The 23,343-nt window shown below is 40.1% G+C and carries 18 protein-coding genes; 6 read left to right on the forward strand and 12 right to left on the reverse strand.

From position 1 onward, the window contains the following. Positions 1-74 precede the first annotated feature (74 nt). From DXB58_RS11675 to DXB58_RS11700, 6 genes are all read left to right on the forward strand, one after another. Positions 75-1,703, forward strand: coding sequence for a Tat pathway signal sequence (locus DXB58_RS11675; RefSeq protein ID WP_199487961.1), 1,629 nt, complete (start codon positions 75-77; stop codon positions 1,701-1,703). Positions 1,704-1,741: 38 nt separating this feature from the next. Next, a complete protein-coding gene (locus tag DXB58_RS11680) occupies positions 1,742-2,683 on the forward strand; it encodes an ROK family protein (RefSeq protein WP_122136819.1) in 942 nt (313 codons plus the stop codon). A 140-nt stretch (positions 2,684-2,823) separates the two neighbouring features. Continuing rightward, complete coding sequence (locus DXB58_RS11685) at positions 2,824-4,092, forward strand: sugar MFS transporter (protein WP_199487962.1); 1,269 nt, start codon at positions 2,824-2,826, stop codon at positions 4,090-4,092. Positions 4,093-4,126: 34 nt separating this feature from the next. Further along, entirely contained in the window at positions 4,127-6,748 is a 2,622-nt protein-coding gene (locus DXB58_RS11690; RefSeq protein WP_199487963.1) for a DUF4962 domain-containing protein, read from the forward strand. Positions 6,749-6,949: 201 nt separating this feature from the next. Next, the gene (nfo, locus tag DXB58_RS11695; protein WP_122136821.1) at positions 6,950-7,783 is read left to right on the forward strand and encodes a deoxyribonuclease IV; all 834 of its coding nucleotides are present in this window, start codon (positions 6,950-6,952) and stop codon (positions 7,781-7,783) included. Between the two features lie 176 nt (positions 7,784-7,959). Continuing rightward, on the forward strand, positions 7,960-9,912 hold the full coding sequence (locus tag DXB58_RS11700) for an LruC domain-containing protein (protein ID WP_199487964.1): 1,953 nt from the start codon (positions 7,960-7,962) through the stop codon (positions 9,910-9,912). Positions 9,913-9,997: 85 nt separating this feature from the next. Here the strand turns inward: DXB58_RS11700 and DXB58_RS11705 are convergent, their stop codons facing one another. The 12 genes from DXB58_RS11705 to DXB58_RS11760 form a co-directional block, all read right to left on the reverse strand. Next, a complete protein-coding gene (locus tag DXB58_RS11705) occupies positions 9,998-11,569 on the reverse strand; it encodes a ClC family H(+)/Cl(-) exchange transporter (RefSeq protein ID WP_122136823.1) in 1,572 nt (523 codons plus the stop codon). A gap of 90 nt (positions 11,570-11,659) precedes the next feature. Then, complete coding sequence (locus DXB58_RS11710) at positions 11,660-14,416, reverse strand: outer membrane beta-barrel protein (RefSeq protein WP_122136824.1); 2,757 nt, start codon at positions 14,414-14,416, stop codon at positions 11,660-11,662. A 48-nt stretch (positions 14,417-14,464) separates the two neighbouring features. After that, a complete protein-coding gene (locus tag DXB58_RS11715; protein WP_117931943.1) occupies positions 14,465-15,022 on the reverse strand; it encodes a hypothetical protein in 558 nt (185 codons plus the stop codon). A gap of 32 nt (positions 15,023-15,054) precedes the next feature. Next, a complete protein-coding gene (locus DXB58_RS11720; RefSeq protein ID WP_117932470.1) occupies positions 15,055-15,399 on the reverse strand; it encodes a hypothetical protein in 345 nt (114 codons plus the stop codon). A 4-nt stretch (positions 15,400-15,403) separates the two neighbouring features. Next, positions 15,404-15,943: an RNA polymerase sigma factor gene (locus DXB58_RS11725; protein ID WP_122136825.1), complete on the reverse strand. Its 540-nt coding sequence runs from the start codon at positions 15,941-15,943 to the stop codon at positions 15,404-15,406. 164 nt (positions 15,944-16,107) lie between these two features. Beyond that, positions 16,108-16,620, reverse strand: a complete 513-nt coding sequence (locus DXB58_RS11730) for an RNA polymerase sigma factor (RefSeq protein WP_008651363.1) — start codon at positions 16,618-16,620, stop codon at positions 16,108-16,110. A 28-nt stretch (positions 16,621-16,648) separates the two neighbouring features. Next, entirely contained in the window at positions 16,649-18,268 is a 1,620-nt protein-coding gene (locus DXB58_RS11735; protein WP_122136826.1) for a DUF1080 domain-containing protein, read from the reverse strand. 82 nt (positions 18,269-18,350) lie between these two features. After that, positions 18,351-19,313 carry a VOC family protein gene (locus DXB58_RS11740; protein WP_158571566.1) on the reverse strand — a complete coding sequence of 321 codons (963 nt, stop codon included), beginning with the start codon at positions 19,311-19,313 and terminating at the stop codon, positions 18,351-18,353. 7 nt (positions 19,314-19,320) lie between these two features. After that, positions 19,321-20,319: a sugar phosphate isomerase/epimerase gene (locus tag DXB58_RS11745; RefSeq protein WP_233527282.1), complete on the reverse strand. Its 999-nt coding sequence runs from the start codon at positions 20,317-20,319 to the stop codon at positions 19,321-19,323. A 39-nt stretch (positions 20,320-20,358) separates the two neighbouring features. Continuing rightward, positions 20,359-21,510 carry a hypothetical protein gene (locus tag DXB58_RS11750; RefSeq protein WP_122136828.1) on the reverse strand — a complete coding sequence of 384 codons (1,152 nt, stop codon included), beginning with the start codon at positions 21,508-21,510 and terminating at the stop codon, positions 20,359-20,361. 57 nt (positions 21,511-21,567) lie between these two features. Continuing rightward, positions 21,568-22,512: a sugar phosphate isomerase/epimerase gene (locus DXB58_RS11755; protein WP_122136829.1), complete on the reverse strand. Its 945-nt coding sequence runs from the start codon at positions 22,510-22,512 to the stop codon at positions 21,568-21,570. Next, positions 22,503-23,339 carry a sugar phosphate isomerase/epimerase gene (locus tag DXB58_RS11760; protein WP_122136830.1) on the reverse strand — a complete coding sequence of 279 codons (837 nt, stop codon included), beginning with the start codon at positions 23,337-23,339 and terminating at the stop codon, positions 22,503-22,505. The genes DXB58_RS11755 and DXB58_RS11760 overlap by 10 nt, the downstream gene beginning before the upstream one ends. Positions 23,340-23,343 lie beyond the last annotated feature (4 nt).

Raw genomic sequence — 23,343 nt, forward strand, 5'->3', positions numbered from 1 at the left:
GTCCTCCGTGTCCTCTGTGGTGAAATATTAATCCCCATTTATATAAATAAAGATTAACCAAAAACAATTATATCATGGATAGAAGAAAGTTTTTAAAAAACACAGGCTGGTCTTTCCTCGGATTGGCAGCTTCAGGCAGCTTGCTGGGTTCTTGCGCAGCTGGAAGCAAAGAAGCAAAAAAGATTATGCCGTCAGCCAGTAACCTCAAAATGTACTGGGGCGACTTACACAACCATTGCAACATCACATACGGACACGGCGACATGCGCGACGCTTTTGAAGCAGCGAAAGGACAATTGGATTTTGTCAGTGTCACTCCTCATGCTATGTGGCCGGATATTCCCGGAGCAGATGATCCCCGTCTGAAATGGGTGATTGATTATCATACAGGAGCTTTCAAACGTTTGCGTGAAGGCGGTTATGAGAAGTACGTAAAAATGACGAATGAATACAATAAAGAAGGTGAATTCCTTACTTTTGTCGGATACGAGGCCCACAGCATGGAACATGGTGACCATGTTGCATTGAATTATGATCTCGACGCACCGCTTGTAGAATGTACTTCTATCGAAGACTGGAAACAGAAGGCAAAAGGACACAAAGTATTTATCACTCCACATCACATGGGTTACCAGGGCGGTTATCGTGGTTACAACTGGAAATGCTTTACCGAAGGAGATATTACCCCATTCGTAGAAATGTATTCCCGTCACGGTCTGGCAGAAAGTGACCAGGGAGATTATCCTTATTTACACGATATGGGTCCGCGCCAATGGGAAGGAACCATTCAATATGGTCTTGAATTAGGCAACAAATTCGGTATCATGGCTTCTACCGACCAACATTCCGGTTATCCGGGAAGCTATGGCGACGGTCGTATTGGTGTCATGGCTCCATCATTGACTCGCGACGCTATTTGGGAAGCTCTCCGCACCCGCCACGTATGTGCCGCAACCGGTGATAAAATTATTATCGACTTCCGCCTCAACGACGCTTTCATGGGAGACGTGGTTCGTGGTAACAGCCGCCGTATCTATCTGAATGTCACAGGTGAAAGCTGTATCGACTATGTAGATATTGTCAAGAACGGACAGATTTTAGCTCGTATGAACGGCCCGCTGACTCCGATTGCTCCGGAAGGTGATACGGCACGTTGCAAAGTTAAAGTTGATTTTGGTTGGAATCGTGAAGAGAAATACGTACATTGGCAGGGCAAACTGTCAGTAGACAAAGGACAGATCCATAGTGTAACTCCTTGTTTCCGTGGCGCAGCGTTCACTTCTCCGCAAGAAGGTGAAACTGAATTCCACACGCATGTCAACCGTATTGTATCCGTTGGCGACAAGGAAACGGAATTGGATATGTACAGCAGCAAGAATCCGAATACGACTACAGCAGCCATGCAAGCCGTCATTCTGGATGTGGAAATGCCCAAAGACGGTAAGATCATTGCCGAATTCAATGGCAAGAAGTTTGAACACACATTGGGCGAATTGCTCGAAGGTTCACGTTCACACTTCATGATCGGTTGGTTGAGCGAGGCAATCCTCTTCAATCGCGCTATGCCGGAAAGCTGCTTCACTTTGGAACACTTCATGGAAGATAAAGAGCCGCAACGTGATACGGATTACTATTATGTACGCGTCCGCCAACGTGACGGACAATGGGCTTGGAGTTCACCGATTTGGGCAGAAAGAGTGTGATCTTTTTAAGTATTATGTATTAAGTATTACTTGGTGATATGGAAAAAGAATACGCTATAGGAATTGATCTTGGCGGAACTTCTGTAAAATACGCCCTAATTGATAATGAAGGCGTATTTTACTTTCAAGGGAAGTTACCGTCGAAAGCCGATGTATCAGCAGAAGCTGTCATCGGACAGTTGGTTACTGCTATCAATGAAGTGAAAGCCTTTGCACAAGAACAAGGCTACAAAATCAATGGGATAGGAATCGGTACACCGGGCATCGTAGATTCTACAAACCGCATAGTTCTGGGAGGTGCGGAAAACATCAACGGTTGGGAAAACATACATCTGGCAGACCGCATTGAAAAGGAAACCGGACTCCCGGCTTTATTGGGAAATGATGCCAATCTGATGGGATTGGGAGAAACCATGTATGGAGCCGGACAGGGAGCCACTCATGTTGTTTTCTTAACAGTAGGAACAGGCATTGGCGGTGCAGTAGTCATCGATGGCAAATTGTTCAACGGTTATGTCAACCGGGGGACAGAACTGGGGCACGTGCCTCTCATTGCCAATGGCGAACCTTGTGCCTGTGGTTCCGTCGGCTGTCTGGAACATTATGCTTCCACTTCTGCCTTGGTACGCCGTTTCAGTCAACGAATAATAGACGCAGGTATCTCCTACCCGAATGAGGAGATTAATGGAGAACTGATCGTCCGCCTTTACAAACAAGGAGATAAGATTGCACAACTATCGCTGGAAGAACACTGCGATTTTCTGGGACACGGAATTGCAGGGTTTATCAATATCTTCAGCCCTCAAAAGATTGTGATCGGTGGAGGACTTTCCGAAGCCGGAGACTTTTATATTCAGAAAGTAAGCGAAAAAGCCCGCAGTTACGCCATCCCCGACTGTGCCGTGAATACTCAAATCATAGCTGCCGCTCTTGGAAACAAGGCCGGAAGTATTGGAGCCGCTTCACTCTTTTTCAAATGAAAACAAAATAAATGATAGTTGATAGTTGATAAATGATAGTTAGTAAATGAAAGTTATCCAACATACAAATATTCAATCACTATTAATTATCAACTTTCATCTATCAGTTATCATTTATCAACTATCAACTATTTAAGATTATGAGAAAAAATTTAGGGATGCTGGCGCTGATTATGGCGTTCTGGTTTACCATCTCGTTTATCACCAATATTCTAGGCCCACTCATTCCGGATATTATCCACAACTTCAATCTAAGTGACCTGGCAATGGCGGGATTTATCCCGACTTCTTTCTTCCTGGCCTATGCCATCATGTCTATCCCTGCCGGATTGCTCATCGACCGTTTCGGTGAAAAGCCGGTATTATTCGGTGGATTTCTGATGCCGTTCATCGGCACCATCTTATTTGCCTGCATGCACACGTATCCGATGTTATTGGCTTCTTCTTTCATCATCGGACTGGGAATGGCCATGTTACAAACGGTATTGAATCCACTCCAACGTACCGTAGGAGGAGAAGAAAACTATGCATTTATCGCCGAACTGGCACAGTTCATGTTTGGCATTGCTTCTTTCCTAAGTCCTCTGGTATATACTTATCTGATTCGTGAACTTGATCCGGCAACATATACAGCAGGTAAGGGGTTCTTTATCGACCTGTTGGCCGATGTCACTCCACGGGAAATGCCGTGGGTATCTCTTTATTGGGTATTTACAATCCTGCTATTGGTCATGCTGATCGCTGTCGGTGTATCCCGTTTTCCCAAGATCGAGTTGAAAGAAGACGAGAAAAGCGGGTCTAAAGATTCATATCTGGCTTTATTCAAACAGAAATATGTATGGCTGTTTTTCCTGGGAATTTTCTGCTATGTAAGTACGGAACAGGGAACTTCAATCTTCATGAGTACCTTCTTGGAACAATATCATGGAGTTAATCCAAAAACAGACGGTGCACAGGCCGTAAGCTATTTCTGGGGATTGATGACAGCCGGTTGTCTGGTAGGTATGATTCTGCTCAAGTTAATTGACAGTAAACGATTGTTGCAAATTTCCGGAATTCTGACGATCATCCTATTATTATCGGCATTATTCGGAAGTAAGGAAGTATCCATGCTTGCTTTCCCTGCTGTTGGATTCAGCATCTCCATGATGTATTCCATCGTATTCTCATTGGCACTGAACTCTGCGTCACAGCACCACGGTTCATTCGCAGGTATACTATGCTCGGCAATTGTAGGTGGTGCCGGTGGTCCGATGATTGTAAGTACACTGGCAGATGCAACATCACTCCGTACGGGTATGCTCTTTATCCTTGTTTTTGTAGGATATATCACCTTTATCGGTTTCTGGGCACGTCCACTGATTAATAACAAGACTGTTCGTCTGAAAGATTTGTTCAAACAACGCTGAATAACAAAGCGATGAATAATAAAAGCAAAGTTATATGATGAAACAACGAATATCTATTTTTCTCTTGTTCACCCTTCTGCTATTCGCCAATGGATATGCACAAAAAGGAATCATGCGTCTGACTCAACAGACCTTGATGCATGAAGTCCGCGAAACGCCTTCGCCCCTGGACGGACAGCATATTACTGTCAATCCCCCACGTTTTATGTGGCCGGATAAGTACCCGCACCTCGGTGCTGTATTGGACGGAGTTGAAGAAAAGGACTACAAACCCGAAGTAACCTACCGCATCCGTATTGCACGCGACCCCGAATTCAAATCGGAAGTGATTACCGCCGAAAGAAAATGGGCCTTTTTCAACCCATTCAAACTCTTTGAAAAAGGGAAATGGTATTGGCAACATGCCTACATTGACAAAGAAGGAAAAGAAGAATGGTCACCTGTATCTCATTTTTATATAGACGAACACATACGTACATTCAACCCTCCTTCTCTACAGGAAGTATTAGCCAAATTGCCCAAGACTCATCCCCGCATCTTGCTTGATGCCGAAGATTGGGATAATATCATCGAACGGAATAAAAACAATCCGGAGGCACAGGCTTATATCCGAAAAGCCGATAAATGCCTGAACCACCCGCTGAAACATCTGGAAGAAGAAATTGATACAACCCAGGTTGTCAAGTTGACAAACATTGTTCAATATCGTTCTGCCCTGATTCGAGAAAGTCGTAAGATTGTAGACCGTGAAGAAGCAAATATCGAAGCCATGGTACGCGCTTACTTGCTAACGAAAGACGAGGTATACTACAAAGAAGGCATTAAGCGTCTTTCCGAAATTCTTTCCTGGAAAAACAGTAAGTACTTTGCTGGAGATTTCAATCGTTCTACTATTCTGTCCATGAGCACTTCAGCGTATGATGCATGGTACAATCTGTTGACTCCGAATGAGAGAAAACTACTCCTAAGGACGATTCGTGACAATGGAAAGAAGTTCTATCATGAATATGTCAATCACTTGGAAAACCGCATTGCTGATAATCATGTCTGGCAAATGACTTTCCGTATCTTGAATATGGCGGCATTTGCTACGTATGGCGAACTCCCGATGGCTTCCACCTGGGTGGATTATTGCTACAATGAATGGGTATCCCGTCTGCCGGGCCTCAACGCGGATGGAGGATGGCACAATGGTGATTCTTATTTCCAGGTCAATCTTCGCACATTGATTGAAGTTCCCGCTTTCTACTCGCGTATCAGCGGATTCGATTTCTTTGCTGATCCGTGGTATAACAACAATGCATTTTACGTCATCTACCAGCAGCCTCCATTCTCAAAATCTGCCGGACAAGGTAATTCACATGAAAGCAAGATGAAGCCGAACGGTACACGAGTAGGTTATGCGGATGCCTTGGCACGTGAATGTAATAATCCGTGGGCGGCTGCCTATGTACGTACCATTCTGCAAAAGGAACCGGATATCATGGAAAAAACTTTCCTCGGAAAATCCGGAGACTTGACCTGGTATCGTTGTACAACCAAGAAAGCTCTCCCCAAAGAAGGACATACTCTTGCCGAACTACCCATAGCGAAAGTATTCAATGAAACGGGAATCGGTACGATGAATACCTCTTTGGGAGATATAGATAAGAATGCCATGTTATCGTTCCGTTCCAGTTCTTATGGTTCCACTTCTCATGCACTGGCCAATCAAAATGCTTTTAATACATTCTATGGAGGTAAAGCCATTTTTTACAGCAGCGGACATCGTACAGGTTTTACGGACGATCATTGTATGTATTCTTACCGTAACACCCGTGCACACAACAGCATTTTGGTAAATGGAATGACTCAAAAGATTGGAACGGAAGGATATGGCTGGATTCCGCGTTGGTATGAAGGAGAAAAAATCGCTTATATGGTAGGAGATGCTTCCAATGCTTATGGTAAAGTGACTTCTCCCCTATGGCTGAAACGTGGCGAACTATCCGGTACGCAATATACGCCTGAAAAAGGATGGGATGAGAATAAACTGAATATGTTCCGCCGTCATATCATCCAACTGGGAAGTACCGGAGTTTTCGTGATTTATGATGAACTGGAAGGAAAGGAGGCTGTTACATGGGGTTACCTTTTACATACTGTAGAATTACCGATGGAAATACAGGAACTGCCCAATGAGGTGAAAGTAACCGGAAGGAATAAAGCCGGTGGTATCTCTGTTGCCCATCTTTTCAGTTCGGCAAAAACGGAACAGGCAATGGTAGATACTTTCTTCTGTGCTCCGACCAACTGGAAAAATGTGACGAATGCACAAGGAAAAGCAGTAAAATATCCTAATCACTGGCATTTCTCTTCTACAACTGTTCCTTGCAAAACCGCCCGTTTCCTGACTGTGATGGATACACATGGAGACAACCGTCCGGATATGCAGGTAGTTCGCAAAGGCAATATCATTCAAGTAGGTGACTGGACTATCACTTGCAACCTTACGGAAAAAGGAAAAGCTGCTATCCACGTTAGTAATAAAGTGGAGAAAGTTTCCTTAAACTACGATGCCGGTAAAAAGGAAGGTGCAACGACGGTAACAGATCAGGTAAAAGGGAAACAGATTAATAAAGTCCTGACAGACTATTTACCGGATTTTGAGATTTAATCTCTCCCCCCAAAAAAACTGTCCCGTTATTCAATCTTCTATAAATTGAATAGCGGGATATTTTTTATAGAGAATAAAAGATAAAGAACAGAGTATAAAGTACATGATCCTATGAATTGTAACCAAGAAGAGTTCTCTCTACAAACATATACTCCTTTAAAAACGTTATATTTGCAGAGTAAAATAAATTAAGAAAGAACAATGAAATATATCGGAGCACACGTTAGCGCCTCTGGTGGCGTAGAGTTCGCACCCATTAATGCGCACGAAATAGGAGCAAATGCTTTTGCGTTATTCACCAAGAATCAACGTCAATGGGTAAGTAAACCTCTAACAGAAGAAAGTATCAGCCTCTTCAAAGAGAATTGTGAGAAATATGGTTTCCAACCGGAATATATCCTTCCACATGACAGTTACCTTATCAATCTGGGACATCCGGAGGAAGAGGGACTTCAAAAAAGCCGTGCCGCTTTTCTGGATGAAATGCAACGTTGTGAGCAACTTGGATTGAAGCTTTTAAATTTCCACCCCGGTAGCTCTCTCAATAAAATATCAACAGAAGATTGCCTGTCACTTATTGCAGAAAGCATTAATCTCGCTTTAGAAAAAACAAAAGGAGTAACAGCTGTTATTGAAAACACAGCCGGGCAAGGCAGTAATTTAGGAAGCGAATTCTGGCAATTGAAATATATCATTGATCGGGTAAACGATAAGAACCGGGTAGGTGTTTGTCTCGATACCTGCCATACCTATACCGCTGGTTACGATATTGTCAATGAATATGATAAAGTATTTGGTGAATTTGATAAAGAAGTCGGATTCAACTACCTCCGTGGTATGCACTTGAATGATTCTAAAAAAGCATTAGGCACCCATGTTGACCGCCACGACAGCATTGGTGAAGGATTGATTGGCAAAGCTTTTTTTGAAAGATTAATGCAAGATTCCAGATTTGATAATATACCGTTAATACTCGAAACTCCGGATGAAAGTAAATGGAAAGAAGAAATTGCATGGTTAAGAAGTATGGAATAAAAGATTAGAAAATACAAGTTATAGAACATATTTTGAAAAAATATTCAACTATTTTATGGTTGTGTTGAATATTATATATATCTTTGTACCCGTAAGCCTTTGAACTTCAAAGAACTTACGGGTTTCTTTTAAAAACAAAACGAACTAAAGTATCGCATAAACAAAAACTATTAGATATGAGAAGATTTTGGTTAGCATGCACAATGGTAATTGTAGTGGGTATAAGCAGTTGTGTGGATAGTGATAAAGACTTATACCAAGAAGCTCCAGGGGCAGAAATTAACACCTCTAATTTTTCTACTATACAAAAAGTACAAGTAGAAATTGATTATTCCGATTCCGAATCAAGAGTTCCTTTTTCCATTTATGATGGAAATCCATTGATTGAAGGTGAAAACACCACCATTCTAAAAGAAAACGTTCAGGCATTAGATGGTGCATGGACAGATGAACAAGGTAAATTCACCGCAACGGTTGAATTGCCGGCTTATGTATCTAATGTGTATATCGTTTCTACATCACCTTTTGCCAGACAGGCAATCCCTGGAAAAATAGTTAACGGTGTTTTGAAAGTATCAGACACAGATGAACAGCTTACTACCAGAGCATCCTACAGAGAGTCAACCCGGTTTGATAGAAATCGGTTTAATAATCTAGGTTGGAATACTAATCTCGGTTCATTCGACGATCGCAGTGGAGTTATTGATTATGCTTATAAAGGTAATGATCCTAAGCTCACTTTAAGTAAATCTGAAATGAACGAATTACGTACTACTGTAAGCAAGGTATTGAATACATTAGGAAGTTGTCCAGAGGAATATCGTACTCAAGCCGACTTATATGTAGAGGAAGATGAAACAGCCGTAGTACTAACTGCATTAAGAGGATGGACCTGTTGGAACAGCTCATTAGGCTACTACTATTACAGATACGATCAAGCTCCTGCCAGTCTGAAAGACGTAAAAGTATATGCTGTATTCCCCAATACTCAAATGACCTGGAATAATGGAAGCCTTCAAGCCTCTCCCCAAGGTATAAAAGAAGGTACAGCTGTACAACTAAAATATTTTGATGATCCGGAATATCCAAAAGGCAAGAACTTCCCCAAAGGATACTACATTGGTTTTATTCTCGCTTGCAACGCATGGAACACCTATTTTACAGGTTTCAACAGTTATACTCTAACCGAAGGATTTTATGCCAGTTCCACAAAAGGATTTAGTACTAAAGTTAATAGCGGTATAGATGTACGTACAGCTATGTTTAAAGATAAAAACAGTAACATTGCTATCGCCTTTGAAGATTTCATGGATGATCAGAATTTTACAGATGTTGTATTCTCATTAAAAGCCAATCCTGAAATCACTAATGTTCCTCCTGTAGATGAAGACTTAAATACAACTATTGAAAAGACAGGTGTATACGCATTTGAAGATGAATGGCCTAAAGCTGGTGATTACGATATGAATGACGTATTGGTTCAGTATACTTATCAAAAAGTATTCAATATATTCAATGAAATCTTAAGCGAGTCATTTACATTTAAAACTTTATATAATAAATCGACTGTATTTACTAACGGATTAGGTTTCATTCTTTCAAATGAGGGAAATGCACAGTCAACTGAATACTTTATTAGAAAAGAAAATGAAAAGGACTTTACTGTAGCTTCGGGAACTGACAAATTTACTCGTGAAAGCAATGCAATCATATTGACAGATAATGTTAAAACAAACCCGAATGCCGAATATAAAGTAACATTCAAATACGGAGATAAAAACTCGAATAAAAAGCAGGAAACATCAATCGATGCATTCATATACCGTCCTAGTAAAGAAGGTAATCGCTTGGAAGTTCATTGTCCTATGAAGAAACCAACTTCTAAAGTCGATACTTCTCTCTTCGGACAATATGAAGACTGTTCTAAACCTAATGAAGGCATTTACTATGTATCGAATCAAGAGAATATTTATCCTTTTGCATTCTATTTGTCAAATGCCAATGCTAATGATATTGCAGAACTAAAGAACTTCGATAAAAACGAGAAGAAGCCTATCAGCGAAATCTATCCTAAATTTATAGACTGGGCTAAATATGGTACAAACGCCGATTGGTATAAGAAAAAATAAGTACTTAATATACTGAAACAAGAATAGCTGGAAGAATCTCTCTTTCAGCTATTCTTGTATATATCAAAGGATAAGAGCCAGACACTTAATAAATATTCGCCATACTGACTAAAGGTTCATACAGTTTCTCTATATCCTGCGAATCCATCTCTATTTGCACCTGATCGCCGGGCATTAATGTCTGCCCTTTAGGAGGCAAATTCTTCCGGTCACGATGAACATTAATTATCACACAACGCTCCGGTAAACGAAGTTCATCTACTATTTTCCCGTCTAAATAAGAGCCGCTCATTATTTCTACAGACAATGTGTAACGCGGTTCTTCCTTAAATGCAGGCGAATGAATCATATCGTCATACAAAATAACATTGAACGGTTTGATTTGAAGCATTTCCGTAAAATAATAAGTTAATCCTCCTACAACAATAGAAGGATAAAAGACTTCCAAATGCCCCGTAATCTCGGTTATTAGTACAATAGCTGTCAAAGGGGTACGGATTACTGCAACAAGGAATGCAGACATACAAATCAACATGATATAACTAATATTCTCATAAGCAATAACACCCTGTTGAACCATAATTAATCCCACTATTTGTCCAAGAAGTCCTCCCGTCACCAGCGTCGGGATAAAACTTCCTCCCGGTAAACCCGAAGAAAAAGAAAAAGTGCTAAAAACAAAATGCAACAACATCATGCCGACAATCCAGAGAATATGCGTGTCCGGATGCATAGCTTGTGATAACAAGAACTGTTCCCCTCCTCCGGTCAGATTAAACTCAGCCATAGAAATCAGAAAAGCTATAAAAAGCAAATACAACATCTTCACGTATTCCGGATGCTTAATAGCAGGGTAAATACGTTTCACCTGAAGAGTGGTGACAGAAAAGAACTTTCCAAAGACAGAAACCACTGCTGCCAGCAAAAGAAACAATTTCACTTGCCCCCAGAAAGTCATCCCCGGTACAATAGCATCAATATGAAAATAAGGATTGATCGGGAAAATCCAACTGGCAACTCCACCTGCCACTACTCCTGCCAAAAGAGTGGTAATAGCTGTTTTAGGTGCATCGAACCGCTCGATAGATTCGATCACCAACAATGATGAAGCCAATGGGGCAGCAAAAGCAGCAGCTAACCCGGCACCGGCGCCGGCAGACAATAGTTGTTTCCGTTCACCACTAAGCACCCTCCCCCATTTGGATACCAAATATCCAACATACGAACCTATTTGTACGGAGGGACCTTCACGCCCCAAAGACAACCCGGTACTTAATGCAAGTATTCCACCTACAAACTTTGCCACCAATTCCAGAAAAGGATGTTTATAATCAACCCTGCCATTGATAACTCCACGTGTTTGCGGAATACCCCCACCGGTAATAAGCGGCATTTTCTTTACCAACCAGGATACGAATACAAGTATTCCCCACATCAAAAGAAAAAGAGGTATGTACCAATACCATTTGGGACGAGAATCAAAGAAATCGTGACGGAGATTAAAGAAAAACTGTAATAGGTAATGATAAGGCACAGCCACAAGTCCTGTCAGTAATCCTACGAAGATACTGACAAAGTACAGTCGGGCATCAATCAACTTCAGTTTAAAAATGCGCCAACGACCTTTATCTTTTATCTTTTTTATCAGTCGAAACATTCAGCCAGCCTTACATTGTTTTTATACGTAGGACATACAACAATCAAAACCCTGCTGTGGTTTTCAAACTAATGAAGATTTAATTTCTAATTATTTTCCCATCATATTCAAACGAAGGATAGCATGCACCATAAAGTAAGAACCCAGTGCATTATAATCAGTGTCACGAATGGCAGTAGCGGTTATCGTGCGTATCATAGAAATGTCCTGATGAAGAATATCATATATTTTAAAGCGGATTAGTAACTGTTTCCTCTTCAAAAAGGCTTTTGACAGCTGACAGTTCCACATGAAATTTGCTTTGGCATAACCCTCATAACCATATCCGGTACGAAGGAAATAAGTCAGGTCATTATATAACTCCATCCCCCAAGGAAGATAAAGCTGCAATTCAGTTCCTACCTGATAATCAAAAGTTTCAGTACGTTTCTCCCGTACGTCATTATAAGAATTGTTATAAGTCAGACCAACAAGCCCTGTAAGTTCCATTTGGCGGGTACGATAAGTAATCCGTAGACGTTCACGTCCCGTTAAATGCTGTACGGAAGTTTTCACCGGTTCTTCTTTGTTCAAGGTTGTATAGCCATTCTGATTCCGGTATTGCAGATAGGAGTAAGTACGAAATATCCAGTTACGATTCTTAAAAGGGGTATTGAGAGAAAAAGAACCCATGGCCCGCCAATTACCATTCATATTGACCGAGGATGTAGTTCGTACACCGGTTTCACTATCATAAGTCACCTGATTGGTTACATTGTTAATGGTATTCTCGAACAAAGCGGTAGCTACCATATTTCGCTGATGTTTGGTATTATAAGAATTGAAATTCAGCGTAAAAGTATTCATATATGAAGGTTTCAACAAAGGGTTTCCGACACGGATATTCAAAGGGTTGGTACGGTCGGTCACAGGTTGGAGATCACGTATATTAGGCTGTTTCCCTTTTCCCCTATACACAATTTGCAAACGGGTGCGTTTTGAAAACTTATAGCGGAAATTGACCGTAGGCGAAAAATTCATGACCGATCTTTCCAACTGATTTTCGGGAGCATCACTCAATAATGAATGGCTAACAGACTTTTGAGGTTCAAAATCAACACCAATATTATAATTGTACTTTTTTTGCGAGGTACGTATCGCAAGATTTACTAGATGATTAGTATATTGATTCTCAAAACGGTTACTGGATTCTTCATCAAAATCAGGAGCAAACTCTTCCAATTCCTTATCCCAGTCATAGACAAAGCGATCGGAATTATTCACTCTATACTGATAACTGTAACGCAGTTGCAGGAAATGCCGCCACGGTAATGGCTCTACATACACCAACTGCACCCGGTAATTGAATCCGTCAACATCATCCTCTATTTTCTGATTCTGAATCTTCTTCGTATTATTTTTGAAGTACCGGGTAGTAGAAAGGTTCGTCCGATCCGTAGCTGAAGCATTAGTACCATAATCTACCTTCAAAGCAACATTTCTCCCTAAACGACTCAATTTCCGACTAAGCTGCAACATCAGTGCCAGATTATACCGGGAATTATGATTAGTGCCGGAGGACTCTCTCTCATTCAGCAACACATCATTCCCCCACCCTTCCTGAAAACCATTATTCTCTCTGTCATTGGCTGCGAAACGATATTGAGGACGGAAAATCAATGTAGTAACAGAATCCATTTTCCATTCAAGAGAAGCATTGGCTACCAGTTCGTGATTCTGTTGCCGGCTATGACTCGTGCCAAGATTGATTGATTTATCTTCCCGGAGAAAGTTATCGACTGTGGTACGGCTATCTTCCAAACGATCGGTGCCAACATATTGAACATTCGAACGTAATTTAACGCGCTTCCAGTCATAAGTTGCATTAAGCCCCAATGAGCGGGAGGTAGTCAGTCCCATCCGGCTACGGATATTGCCTGTTGAACTGGAAGATTCATTCTGTAATTCCGAGAATCCCTGGTTATTGGTATTATTCAGATTCCCGATAATGGTTAATTGAGAGTTTTCACGAAAACGGTTCAAGGTATTGGCTAATTCATAACGGTCTTTACTTCCATATCCTCCCATAAAATTCTCCATCCAGCCCCGTTTCATATTTTTTTTCACAGACAAGTCCAGAATCATCTCTTCCTCTCCGTCATCTATTCCCGTAAGACGTGCCAAATCCGATTGGCGTTCATACGCTTTTAACTTCTCCACCATCTCCACAGGAAGATTTTTAAGAGCGGCTTTCGGATCATCAGAGAAAAACTCTTTACCGTCCACCAAAATCTTTTTTACTTCCTTGCCATGTATCAGCAACTTACCGTCTGCATCTATTTCACCTCCCGGAAGCTGTTTTACCAATTCTTCAAGCATTGAACCTTCGGGAGTACGATAGGCAGAAGCGTTGAATACCGTTGTATCGCCCTCTGTCACCGCCATTGGAGCCTGCCCCACTACCACTGCTTCATCTAAAGCATAACTTTCCGGAGTCAGATTTATATCCCCCAATTCATAAGAAGAACTTTTGCTGGAAATGGAAACGGGATGAAAAACCTGCTTATATCCGATATATGAAACCTGTAATAATAAAGGCTTCGCTTTAGTTGCATGATTAGGAATGGAAACGGAAAGTTGAAATTTACCGATAGCATCCGTAGCGCCGCCGCCCAACAATGTACTATCCGGTAAAGCTAAAAGCCGGACCGTAGCAAACGGTACCGGCTGATAGGTTTCAGTATCAATCACACGACCGGAAAAACGCTCTTTGCCGGACTGAGCAAAAACAGTCAAACTAATCAGTAACAAGACATAACAAGTAATCAAACGGTACTGAAAAGAATAAATATGGCTGTCTATGTTCAAATTGTGTTGATTTAGTAAAATAAAACTATAATAAAATAAACCTAATCTTTATTTCTGATCCGGACGTGGAGCGCGAGGTCTTTGTCCCTGGTGATGTCCCTGTCCCGGTTTCTGTCCTTTTCTGCGGTCAAACTCTTTCTTAAACTTATTAGCATTCATCTTCTCCTGCTGATAAATCTTCAGAATCTGCTTCTGCGAAAGTATCTTGCTGAATTCATTGTAATACTTTTCACGAACATCCAGCATTTTACGGCTTTGAGTAAACTGATTCCGCAACATGGTCGCAATCTCGTCATCAGTCATGGACGGCCGTTCTTTTTTAGCATTAGCATCTGTTGCCTTAGCTTTTTCTGTTCTCGGCTTGTGATTCATCATACGGCATTCACGCAATTCTTTGAGATATTTCTCATAAACCGGAGTAAACTTAGCAGCTGTTGCATCATCCAGCATCAATGTTTTCACCATCTGGTCCACCTGCATTTGCATCATTTGCTGCTGTGTAGGACGCTGTTTTCTCTCTTTGTTATCTGAATTCTGTGCAGACAAAGTCATCTGGCTTCCCATCAAAAGAACAGCCAAAATTACATAAATAAATTTAGTCTTCATAATCTTCACGTTTAAAATAATGATTGAGTTACTTAATTCAAAAATATATCATTTTCAGAGAAGCTGACGAGCTCTTCCAACTCCTCATCCGATAGTTCTTTAATCCATTTATCTACAGGTTCCGTACCATTGGCTAATACTTTCGAAGAAGGTGTTTTAACCTCATCTGCCTGTCTCAAAGATGGAACAAACAGAAATCCGACCCATACTGCTGCTATGGTAATCACCGTAGAAATAATCAGCTTCATGTGAGATTTCCGCTGTTGCTTCACTCCGGCGCGCTCCATCACCTTTCGCTGCACATCCTCGAAGAATCCTTCAGGAGTACGGTAGGGTGTCCGTTTACCAATATCGTCAAAATCAAAATCCTTTTTCATCATTCTATCTGTTTAATATATATTCCTTAATCTTCTCTTTCGCATAGTGGTAATTCACTTTTAGTGTATCCACTTTGCTATCCAGTACACGGGCAATCTCTTCATATTCAAGTTCATCGTAATAACGTAAGTTGAATACAAGCCGTTGCTTTTCAGGCAAACTTAGAATGGCCTCCTGAAACTTCACTGCCAGCTCATTTTCATAATCAATATAATCGGAAGCCTTCAACTTGCCCATCAACTCTTCCTGAACATCTTCTGCAGAAACAACTCCCTCATCTTTACGACCGTTCAGCAAGCGTAAACTCTCATTCGTGGCAATCCGGTAAATCCAGGTTGACAGTGAACTTTCTTCGCGAAACTGATCGATATGCCGGAACACCCGGATAAAGACTTCCTGAAGCACATCCTCCGCATCTTCATGAGATACGACCAGTCTACGGATATAATTATATATCGGTACCTGAAAAGAGTCCATCAACATCTTGAATCCCCGTTCGCGATTCGAGGCACAAGCTTTACGAATTTTATTCTCGTTTATCATCAATTCTTTTTCTGAGCTTTATTAGTTAGAACGAGGAAGAACGAGGAAGTTAAATACAGGAATTCGCATTTTGCATTTATTAACAGTTACGAATAAAAAAGTCGAAATAGGATATAACCTATTCCGACTCTTACATTTCTCTCCCTATTTTAATATTATACTTATCATTCAATATCCAAAAGAACCTTCAATTCATCTTTTAAGCGCTTACGAATAAAGAATAAACGATTCTTCACTGTTCCTATAGGCAAATCCAATTTTTCTGCAATTTCTCTATATTTAAATCCGGCTACATACATCTGAAATGGTACTCTCAATTCATCAGGCACAGAATATATCACACGATAGAGCTGCTTGATGTCATAAGATAACTCAAAACGATCACTATCTTCATCTTCGATTAAACTTTGCTGAAAAACAGTATAGGTCTTATCAATAATATTCATTTCACGCACCATACGCCGATAGTTACTTATAAAAATATTACGCATGATAGTATACATCCAGCCTTTCAAATTATCAGCATACATAAACTTCTCTGAATTATTTAGTGCTTGCAGTATACAATCTTGCACTAAGTCATTGGCAGAATCATAGTCAGAAGTCAGCTTGTATGCAAAGTGATAAAGATCCCGTTCCATCTCCACTATATTCTGAGTAAAATCCACTTTCTTCATTGCCGGATATGCAGTGTCGGTAATTACTTTACTCAACGACCCAGATATTTCTAAATTCATAAGCAGTCCCATGCTCTTGGAGATAAATAGGTCCTAATGGTCCCAAAGGTGTACGTCCTCCAGCTGCTCCCTTAATAAGATCAAGTTCATAATCCTCGTAAATCGGCATACCATTCATACTCATTGATACACGTGCATTAGCTATTTTCTCACCTTGATCATTAAAACGTGCTGCTTTGTACTGAATATCCATCGTCTGCCATACCATTGGAGGTAATGCATAATTAAATTCAGGTTCTTTCGAATTTACTAAATTACCAAAAGTACCACACGGAGCCCCTTTGCCCTGTCCCCATGAATCTTTAATATTAAATTCATAACGACTTTGCATATACACACCTCCATTCGTCACTTCTCCCAATAACCGGAATTCCAAATGTAAGTGTTTAATATCTCCATAATCTTTCTTCGTAATAATGGACTGTTTGCCTGGAATCATGCGAATATTACCAGCGGGGGTCAATTCTACTGACTGATCTGCGTCAAAACTCCACTTCAACCACTCTTTTTTAGCCAATCCTCCCCAAGCTTTCACATCATTGCCATCAAATAAAATCTCTGCATCCTCTGGAGCAGGCATGTTCAAAGTAGGAGACTTACGAACAACCAGTCTTCCGGAAAACTCCAATCCTTCACCTTTAACTTTCAATACTCCTTTCTCCATAGTAGCAATATATCCCTGTTCATTAGAGTAAGTTATGTGATTTTCACTAACAGTTCCTGTTAATACAACGAAAGGTTCAGCATTTGCATAAGGTATTTTGGAAATATTCAATTTATATTCTTTTGTAGTCTTGTCTATATAAGACTGGGCTAAATAATTGGTTCGATCATCTTTCCACTCACCGATAAACCTATCTAAAGTTTCTCCTGTTCCCACTGGGTTCAATCCCAAATCCTGAATACGTATATTCCTGAAACGCACTTCCATCTTCTTATAATCTTTCAGCCAATGTACTTGTAAACCAATAAAACCATTTGGCGTCATATAGTCAACCAATGAAGATGCGAGTACTCCATTTATATAAGTCCGTATTCCATCCTTATGGGCTTCGATCCGTCCTTTATTCCAACTATTCGGTCTGAAAGCAGCGCGTGCTTCAGGATTCTCTGTCAAATCATTCAGCCAGCCTCTACGCTTCTCGTCATAAACTCCTCCTGTCCAACTTCTTGGTTCTTTTCCCGAAGGTATTATTTGCCCCTTTACGTCCTGATTAAAAGGTCGTGCCGTATACTTAGTAGTCTTATCCGGATCTATTTCAAATTGATATCCACGTACCAAACCATCAGAAAACAAACCTCTAAACTGTACTCCACTATTCAAACCCTCATCGACCAAAAATTCAAATTCTAAATTGAAATTACCATATTCCTTTTCTGTACAAAGAAATGTATTATAATTCTCGCCACCGGTCGAAGTGGTTCCAACAATCACCCCTTTCTCTACTCTAAATGTAGCCTTACCTCCTAATACTCTCCACCCATTTAATGTTTTTCCATCAAATAGGTTAATCCATTTACCTTCTTCTGCCTTCAATGCAGAAAACATCGCAGTAAATAAAAATATAAATAATAAAACTTTTCTCATGACTTATTTTTATAATGTATACATTAAAATGATCCTTTCTCGTTTGGACATCATCAAAGATATATCATTCTTTTATAACTCCTTATTTATCCATAGGAATATATTTCATCAATTTGCCTTTGGAAGATGGAGCGGGAATCCCATCAAAAGGCTGTTCTTCCATTATTTCTATCCGCGTATCATCAATCAAGTAATAATTAATCTGACGCTTTTTGTTAAAACCGGCTTTAGGCGGAGTTGGTGCACGCACCCCCTTCGGCTGTACTCTACCTGCTAATGTGGCTTCAGCAGCATATATATCTTTCACTTCCAAACAGATATGGTTCATAGAGCCCATACGTTCCCAAGTAGGTTCTTTATCATAAAGCATCAGTTCAATCGTCTCATCTCCTTCGGGTACTCGAAGATGCACCCATTTGACTTTATCCGGATCACTACCTCCCCGCCAAACTTCTTTAAAACCTAATACACCACAGTAGAATTCGATAGCTTTATCGACATCAGCCACCATAAAACCAACATGACTCATACGGGGTGAAATTCTATTTTCTGATAAATCTTTACCTTTTTTAGCTGCCATCATCCCGTCTGTACCATATTGAACGATTTCACATATTGTACCATTCGGATCTGTTACAAAATAATTCAGATTACCTGTTCTACCTTTCGGAGTATGATCGGGGACTTTATACCCTTTCGATTTCAAATAAATCCTCATTGCTTCCGCATCAGTCGTTTCTACAGCAAAATGATACATACGGTTAGATTTTTCCTTGCGTTCGGGGAAAACTTCTATAAATTGTCTTTCATTAATCTTAAAAACAGATAATGAAACTTTACCTTCCGCATTCTTTAGAGTTATCGTTTCATCATATCCCAAGAAATTTTTTAAATAATTACGGGTATGTTCCAAATCTTTCGTAAAAAAAGCGGCATGGGCTACTCCAGTAATAGATGGACGCTGCGGTGTCTGTCCTTCAACTTTTACCGTTCCACATATTCCTAACAAAGCACATAACAATACAATTAATCTACTTTTCTTCATAATATTATCAATTTGCAAATTCTTCTTCAATAACTTTACGAACTTTTCCAACAAATTCCGGAACCAGCTTAAATGGTTCATATGGACGTCCCGGCACAGACAACGTTTCAACAGGCAGATAACCGCGATAGCCAACTTTACGAATCATCTTCATGACTTTTTTCAAATCAAGAGGCTGCATACTTTCCCTCCCCAAAGCACTCTCCTTTATCTGCCAATTAATAGCATAATCCAGACACATCTCCATATCCCGGTATGGATCTTCCGTATGGAAATAGCCAGTATCAAGGATCAAACCAAACCAAGGGTGCTTTACTGCCTTCAATACTTTTACAGTTTGTTCTCCGGTAGCCATCATGTCTCCATGATTTTGCACACCCACCATCACACCTTTACTCTCTCCATACTTTGCCACTTCCTTGAAACAAGGAATCATCCAAGAAACAACTTCATCCCATCTATCTTCGTACCCCTTAGGCACAGGTCCTGAAAATATCCGAAGGACAGGAGCGCCCAGTTTTGCTGCGACATCAATCCAATCTTTTACACGCTGTACGTCTTTTGCACGAGCCGTTGCATCTGGATTAGCAAAGTTATTCATTATTCCTGTACCCGAAATATCAACTCCTTTACAAAAAGCATATTTCTTCACTTCATAAATATATTTATCTGTCGGTACATCAGGGTAACCGACAAAGAAATATCCTGTAGCATCCAAGGCATCGATCTTATTAACTGCACAAAAATCAATTAAATCAAAAAGTGTCATAGGATCATTCGAACGCCCTTTAATATAATCATTTAAATTCTTAGTAAATGAATATGCATTCAAAGCAACTTTCACATAAGGAGCAGATGTATCAAATTTCTTAAAATGTTCGATAGGCGCACCTGTTGGCCTGTTTGTATTGACTGTTTTATTAGATTGACGTCTACCTTGTGCAAAAATGCAGCCTATTGACAGTATAAGTAGAGTAGCAATCAGCAATAATCTTTTTTTTATCATGACATTACAATTATTTATTTAGTATTTCCACTGGCATTACTAAAGATTTTCTTTCCAATATTTTTTATAGTATTCATTAAATATAATACATCCTACATTTATCTGTTTCAGCATCATTTTTGAACACCCTGAACAAGCCATACAGAAGTTTACCTTTTCCCCATTTTGTAGTTTCCGAGGTGTCAAAGGATCAGCCAGCGTTTGTCTTCCCCAACCGATAAAATCTGTGTAGTGCTTCTCCAACATTTCATCTGCTACAGAAAAAGCACGTTCGCGCAAGATAGAATAGGCAGAACCTATTACTTTCATTGGAGAATTTTTCAAGATGTTCTTCACTTCTTTAGTATAACGCAAATGATTCAAATACATTAATTCAGCATTTTGAACAGGACGAGTTAAATTCGGAGTTTTTGCAGGAATGCCTGCGGATACATTCACATAATCCATATGCAACGAATCCATCAAACGAACAAGTCGAAGTGATTCTGTTAAGTCTTCAACCAACTCATTCGGAGCGGAGGTTCCACAACATCCTTTCAGTCCCTCATATACGGAAATGCGACTGCCTAATATAAAATTAGAAGTTTTGCGCCGGGCTATAATCTCTTCTATACCTTCGCGAAGGAAACGCGTGCGATTTTCCCAAGATCCTCCCCATTTATCTGTACGAACATTTGCCGGACGCAATATTTCGGCACCCAAATAGCCATGACAACATTTATAATCAATCCCATCCGCACCAGCTTCTTCCGATAGCAACGAACAAGTTATAAAATCATCTTTAATCTGCTCTATTTCATCAGAGCTAAGTAACCTCCCTTCCGAAAGCGGAGAGATAGATACCTGCTCCGAAAAAACAGGATTACTAATAGAGCCGGAATGAGTAATTTGAAATAAGAGAGTCACATCCGGATTTATAGCCTTTATCTGGTCAACAAGCTTTTTGAATCCATCTAAGTTTCTATAATTCATCACCAAAGCATTTTTTCTCGCCAATGAGCCTGAAGTCACAGATACTGCTTCTACAATAATAACTCCCCATCCACCTGTTGCCAGCTTTTTATACTTATCTATTGTAAGCTCTGATACAGTTCCTCCCGGCCCGCTGGAATTACCTTCCATGGGCTGGGAAACCCACCTGTTTTGAATAATCCGATTACCTATTATTCCTTTTTTAAATAAATTTTCCATATCTGTTATTATCTACAAGAAAGCCCAATCCGACAACCCAACGCACAGCACTTCTTTTCAAAAAGCAGAAGCAATAGCCTGCCTTACCTCATTAATAAATCGGGGAACCTGTTCATAAGGATCATACTTACAAATTCCGGTATTCAATGTTTCTACCGGCAAATAACCACGATAATTATGTTTGCGTATAATTTGCATAATTTTTTTCAAATCAGTTCTCACAGATAAGTTCCACCCAAACACACTCTCCTTCAACTGCCAACTAATTACATAAGGTATCAATTTATCCATATCAGCATAAGGATCCTCACTAATTAAATTACCTGTATCAAGAATTACAGCTACCCATGGAGAATCTATCTTTTTTATCATCTCAATAGTCTCATCAGCAGTCTTTAGCATATCCGCATGGTGCTGTAAACCTATCATAATCCCATATTTACCAGCATGAACAGCACATTCTTTCAAACATTCGACTATTTGCCTTACAATTTCTGGACGTTTTTCTTCCGTATATCCTTCCGGTGGAACTCCCGAAAATACTCGGATAACTTCAATTCCCATTTTGGACGAAGCTTCAATCCAGTTTTTTATCAACTGGACATAATATTTTCTTCTTTGTGGATCCGGATCTGCAAAATCATTCCAAACACCAGTTCCGGATAAATGAATATTACGTTTGCGAGCATATCTTTTAATTTCAAATAGATAGTTATCAGCAGGAACATCCGGATAACCGATTAAATAATAAGCCGTTAAGTCTAGTGCTTTAATATTGTGCAAAGCACAAAAATCGATTAGATCAAAAACAGATAATCCGCCACCTAATCCTTTTGCATAGTCTATCAACTCATCATTAAATGAAAATGCATTCAGTCCTACTTCTACCTGTGGTTGATCTACCTTATAATCTTTTTGTAAATCGAACCGTGGAACTATTTTTTTTCGAGCCGGAATATTCTCAATTCTCCGTTCTATCTTAGCATCTGTCTCTATACGCATACTATATTATATTTATTACAAAAGGCTTTTACATTTTCCAATGCAGCTTTCAGCTGTTCCGGCTTTGTCTCTCCACCAAATTGTCCTCCAGAACTCATATGAGGTTCTAAAGTCACAAAACCTGCATATTTCATAAGGGACAATTCCTTTATCAACTGTTCGATCTGTCCATCTCCCTCACCCGGAAGACTACCAATGTCTTTACTGCCCAATTTCCAATCTTTAATATGTATATGAGTAGTATACGGCTTCATCAATGGCCAACATACCTCCACATTGTTCACAATGTCACTTCCCCATACAAAATTGGCCGGGTCGTACGCAAGAGACAGATGTTCAGAATTAACAGTAGATGCAATATCGACACAGTTTTGCGCACAGTATCCGTAAATATGAGATTCATTTTCATGTACCATATTCACTCCGCCACCTCTTAAATATTCAGCCTTTGCTGTCATACGCTCCATCACTTCATCCCGATACCGGTTTACATCTTCTCTCTCGGGTGCATAATAACTAAAGACCCGAATCAACTCAGTATCTAAAAATGAAGCAACATCGACAGCATGCTTAAACTTATCAAAATGGGGAGAGAAAGGCTGATCCAAACCATACTTGCCAATCGGTGAGGCAATGGCGCTAACGCCAATGCCACTATCCGATAACATCTGTCTAACCTCTGTCAACTTTTCCTTCGAAATATCCAATATATTGATTCCATCTAAAAAGCGCAATTCAATATACTTGAGTCCCACCGAATGAAAAAAATCCAATTGCTGCTTAAAGTTCACATAAACTTCGTCTGCAAATCCACTTAACTGAACCATAGTA

Origin of the sequence: Bacteroides sp. OM05-10AA (genome assembly GCF_003439055.1) — a bacterium.
Classification (GTDB): domain Bacteria; phylum Bacteroidota; class Bacteroidia; order Bacteroidales; family Bacteroidaceae; genus Bacteroides; species Bacteroides intestinigallinarum.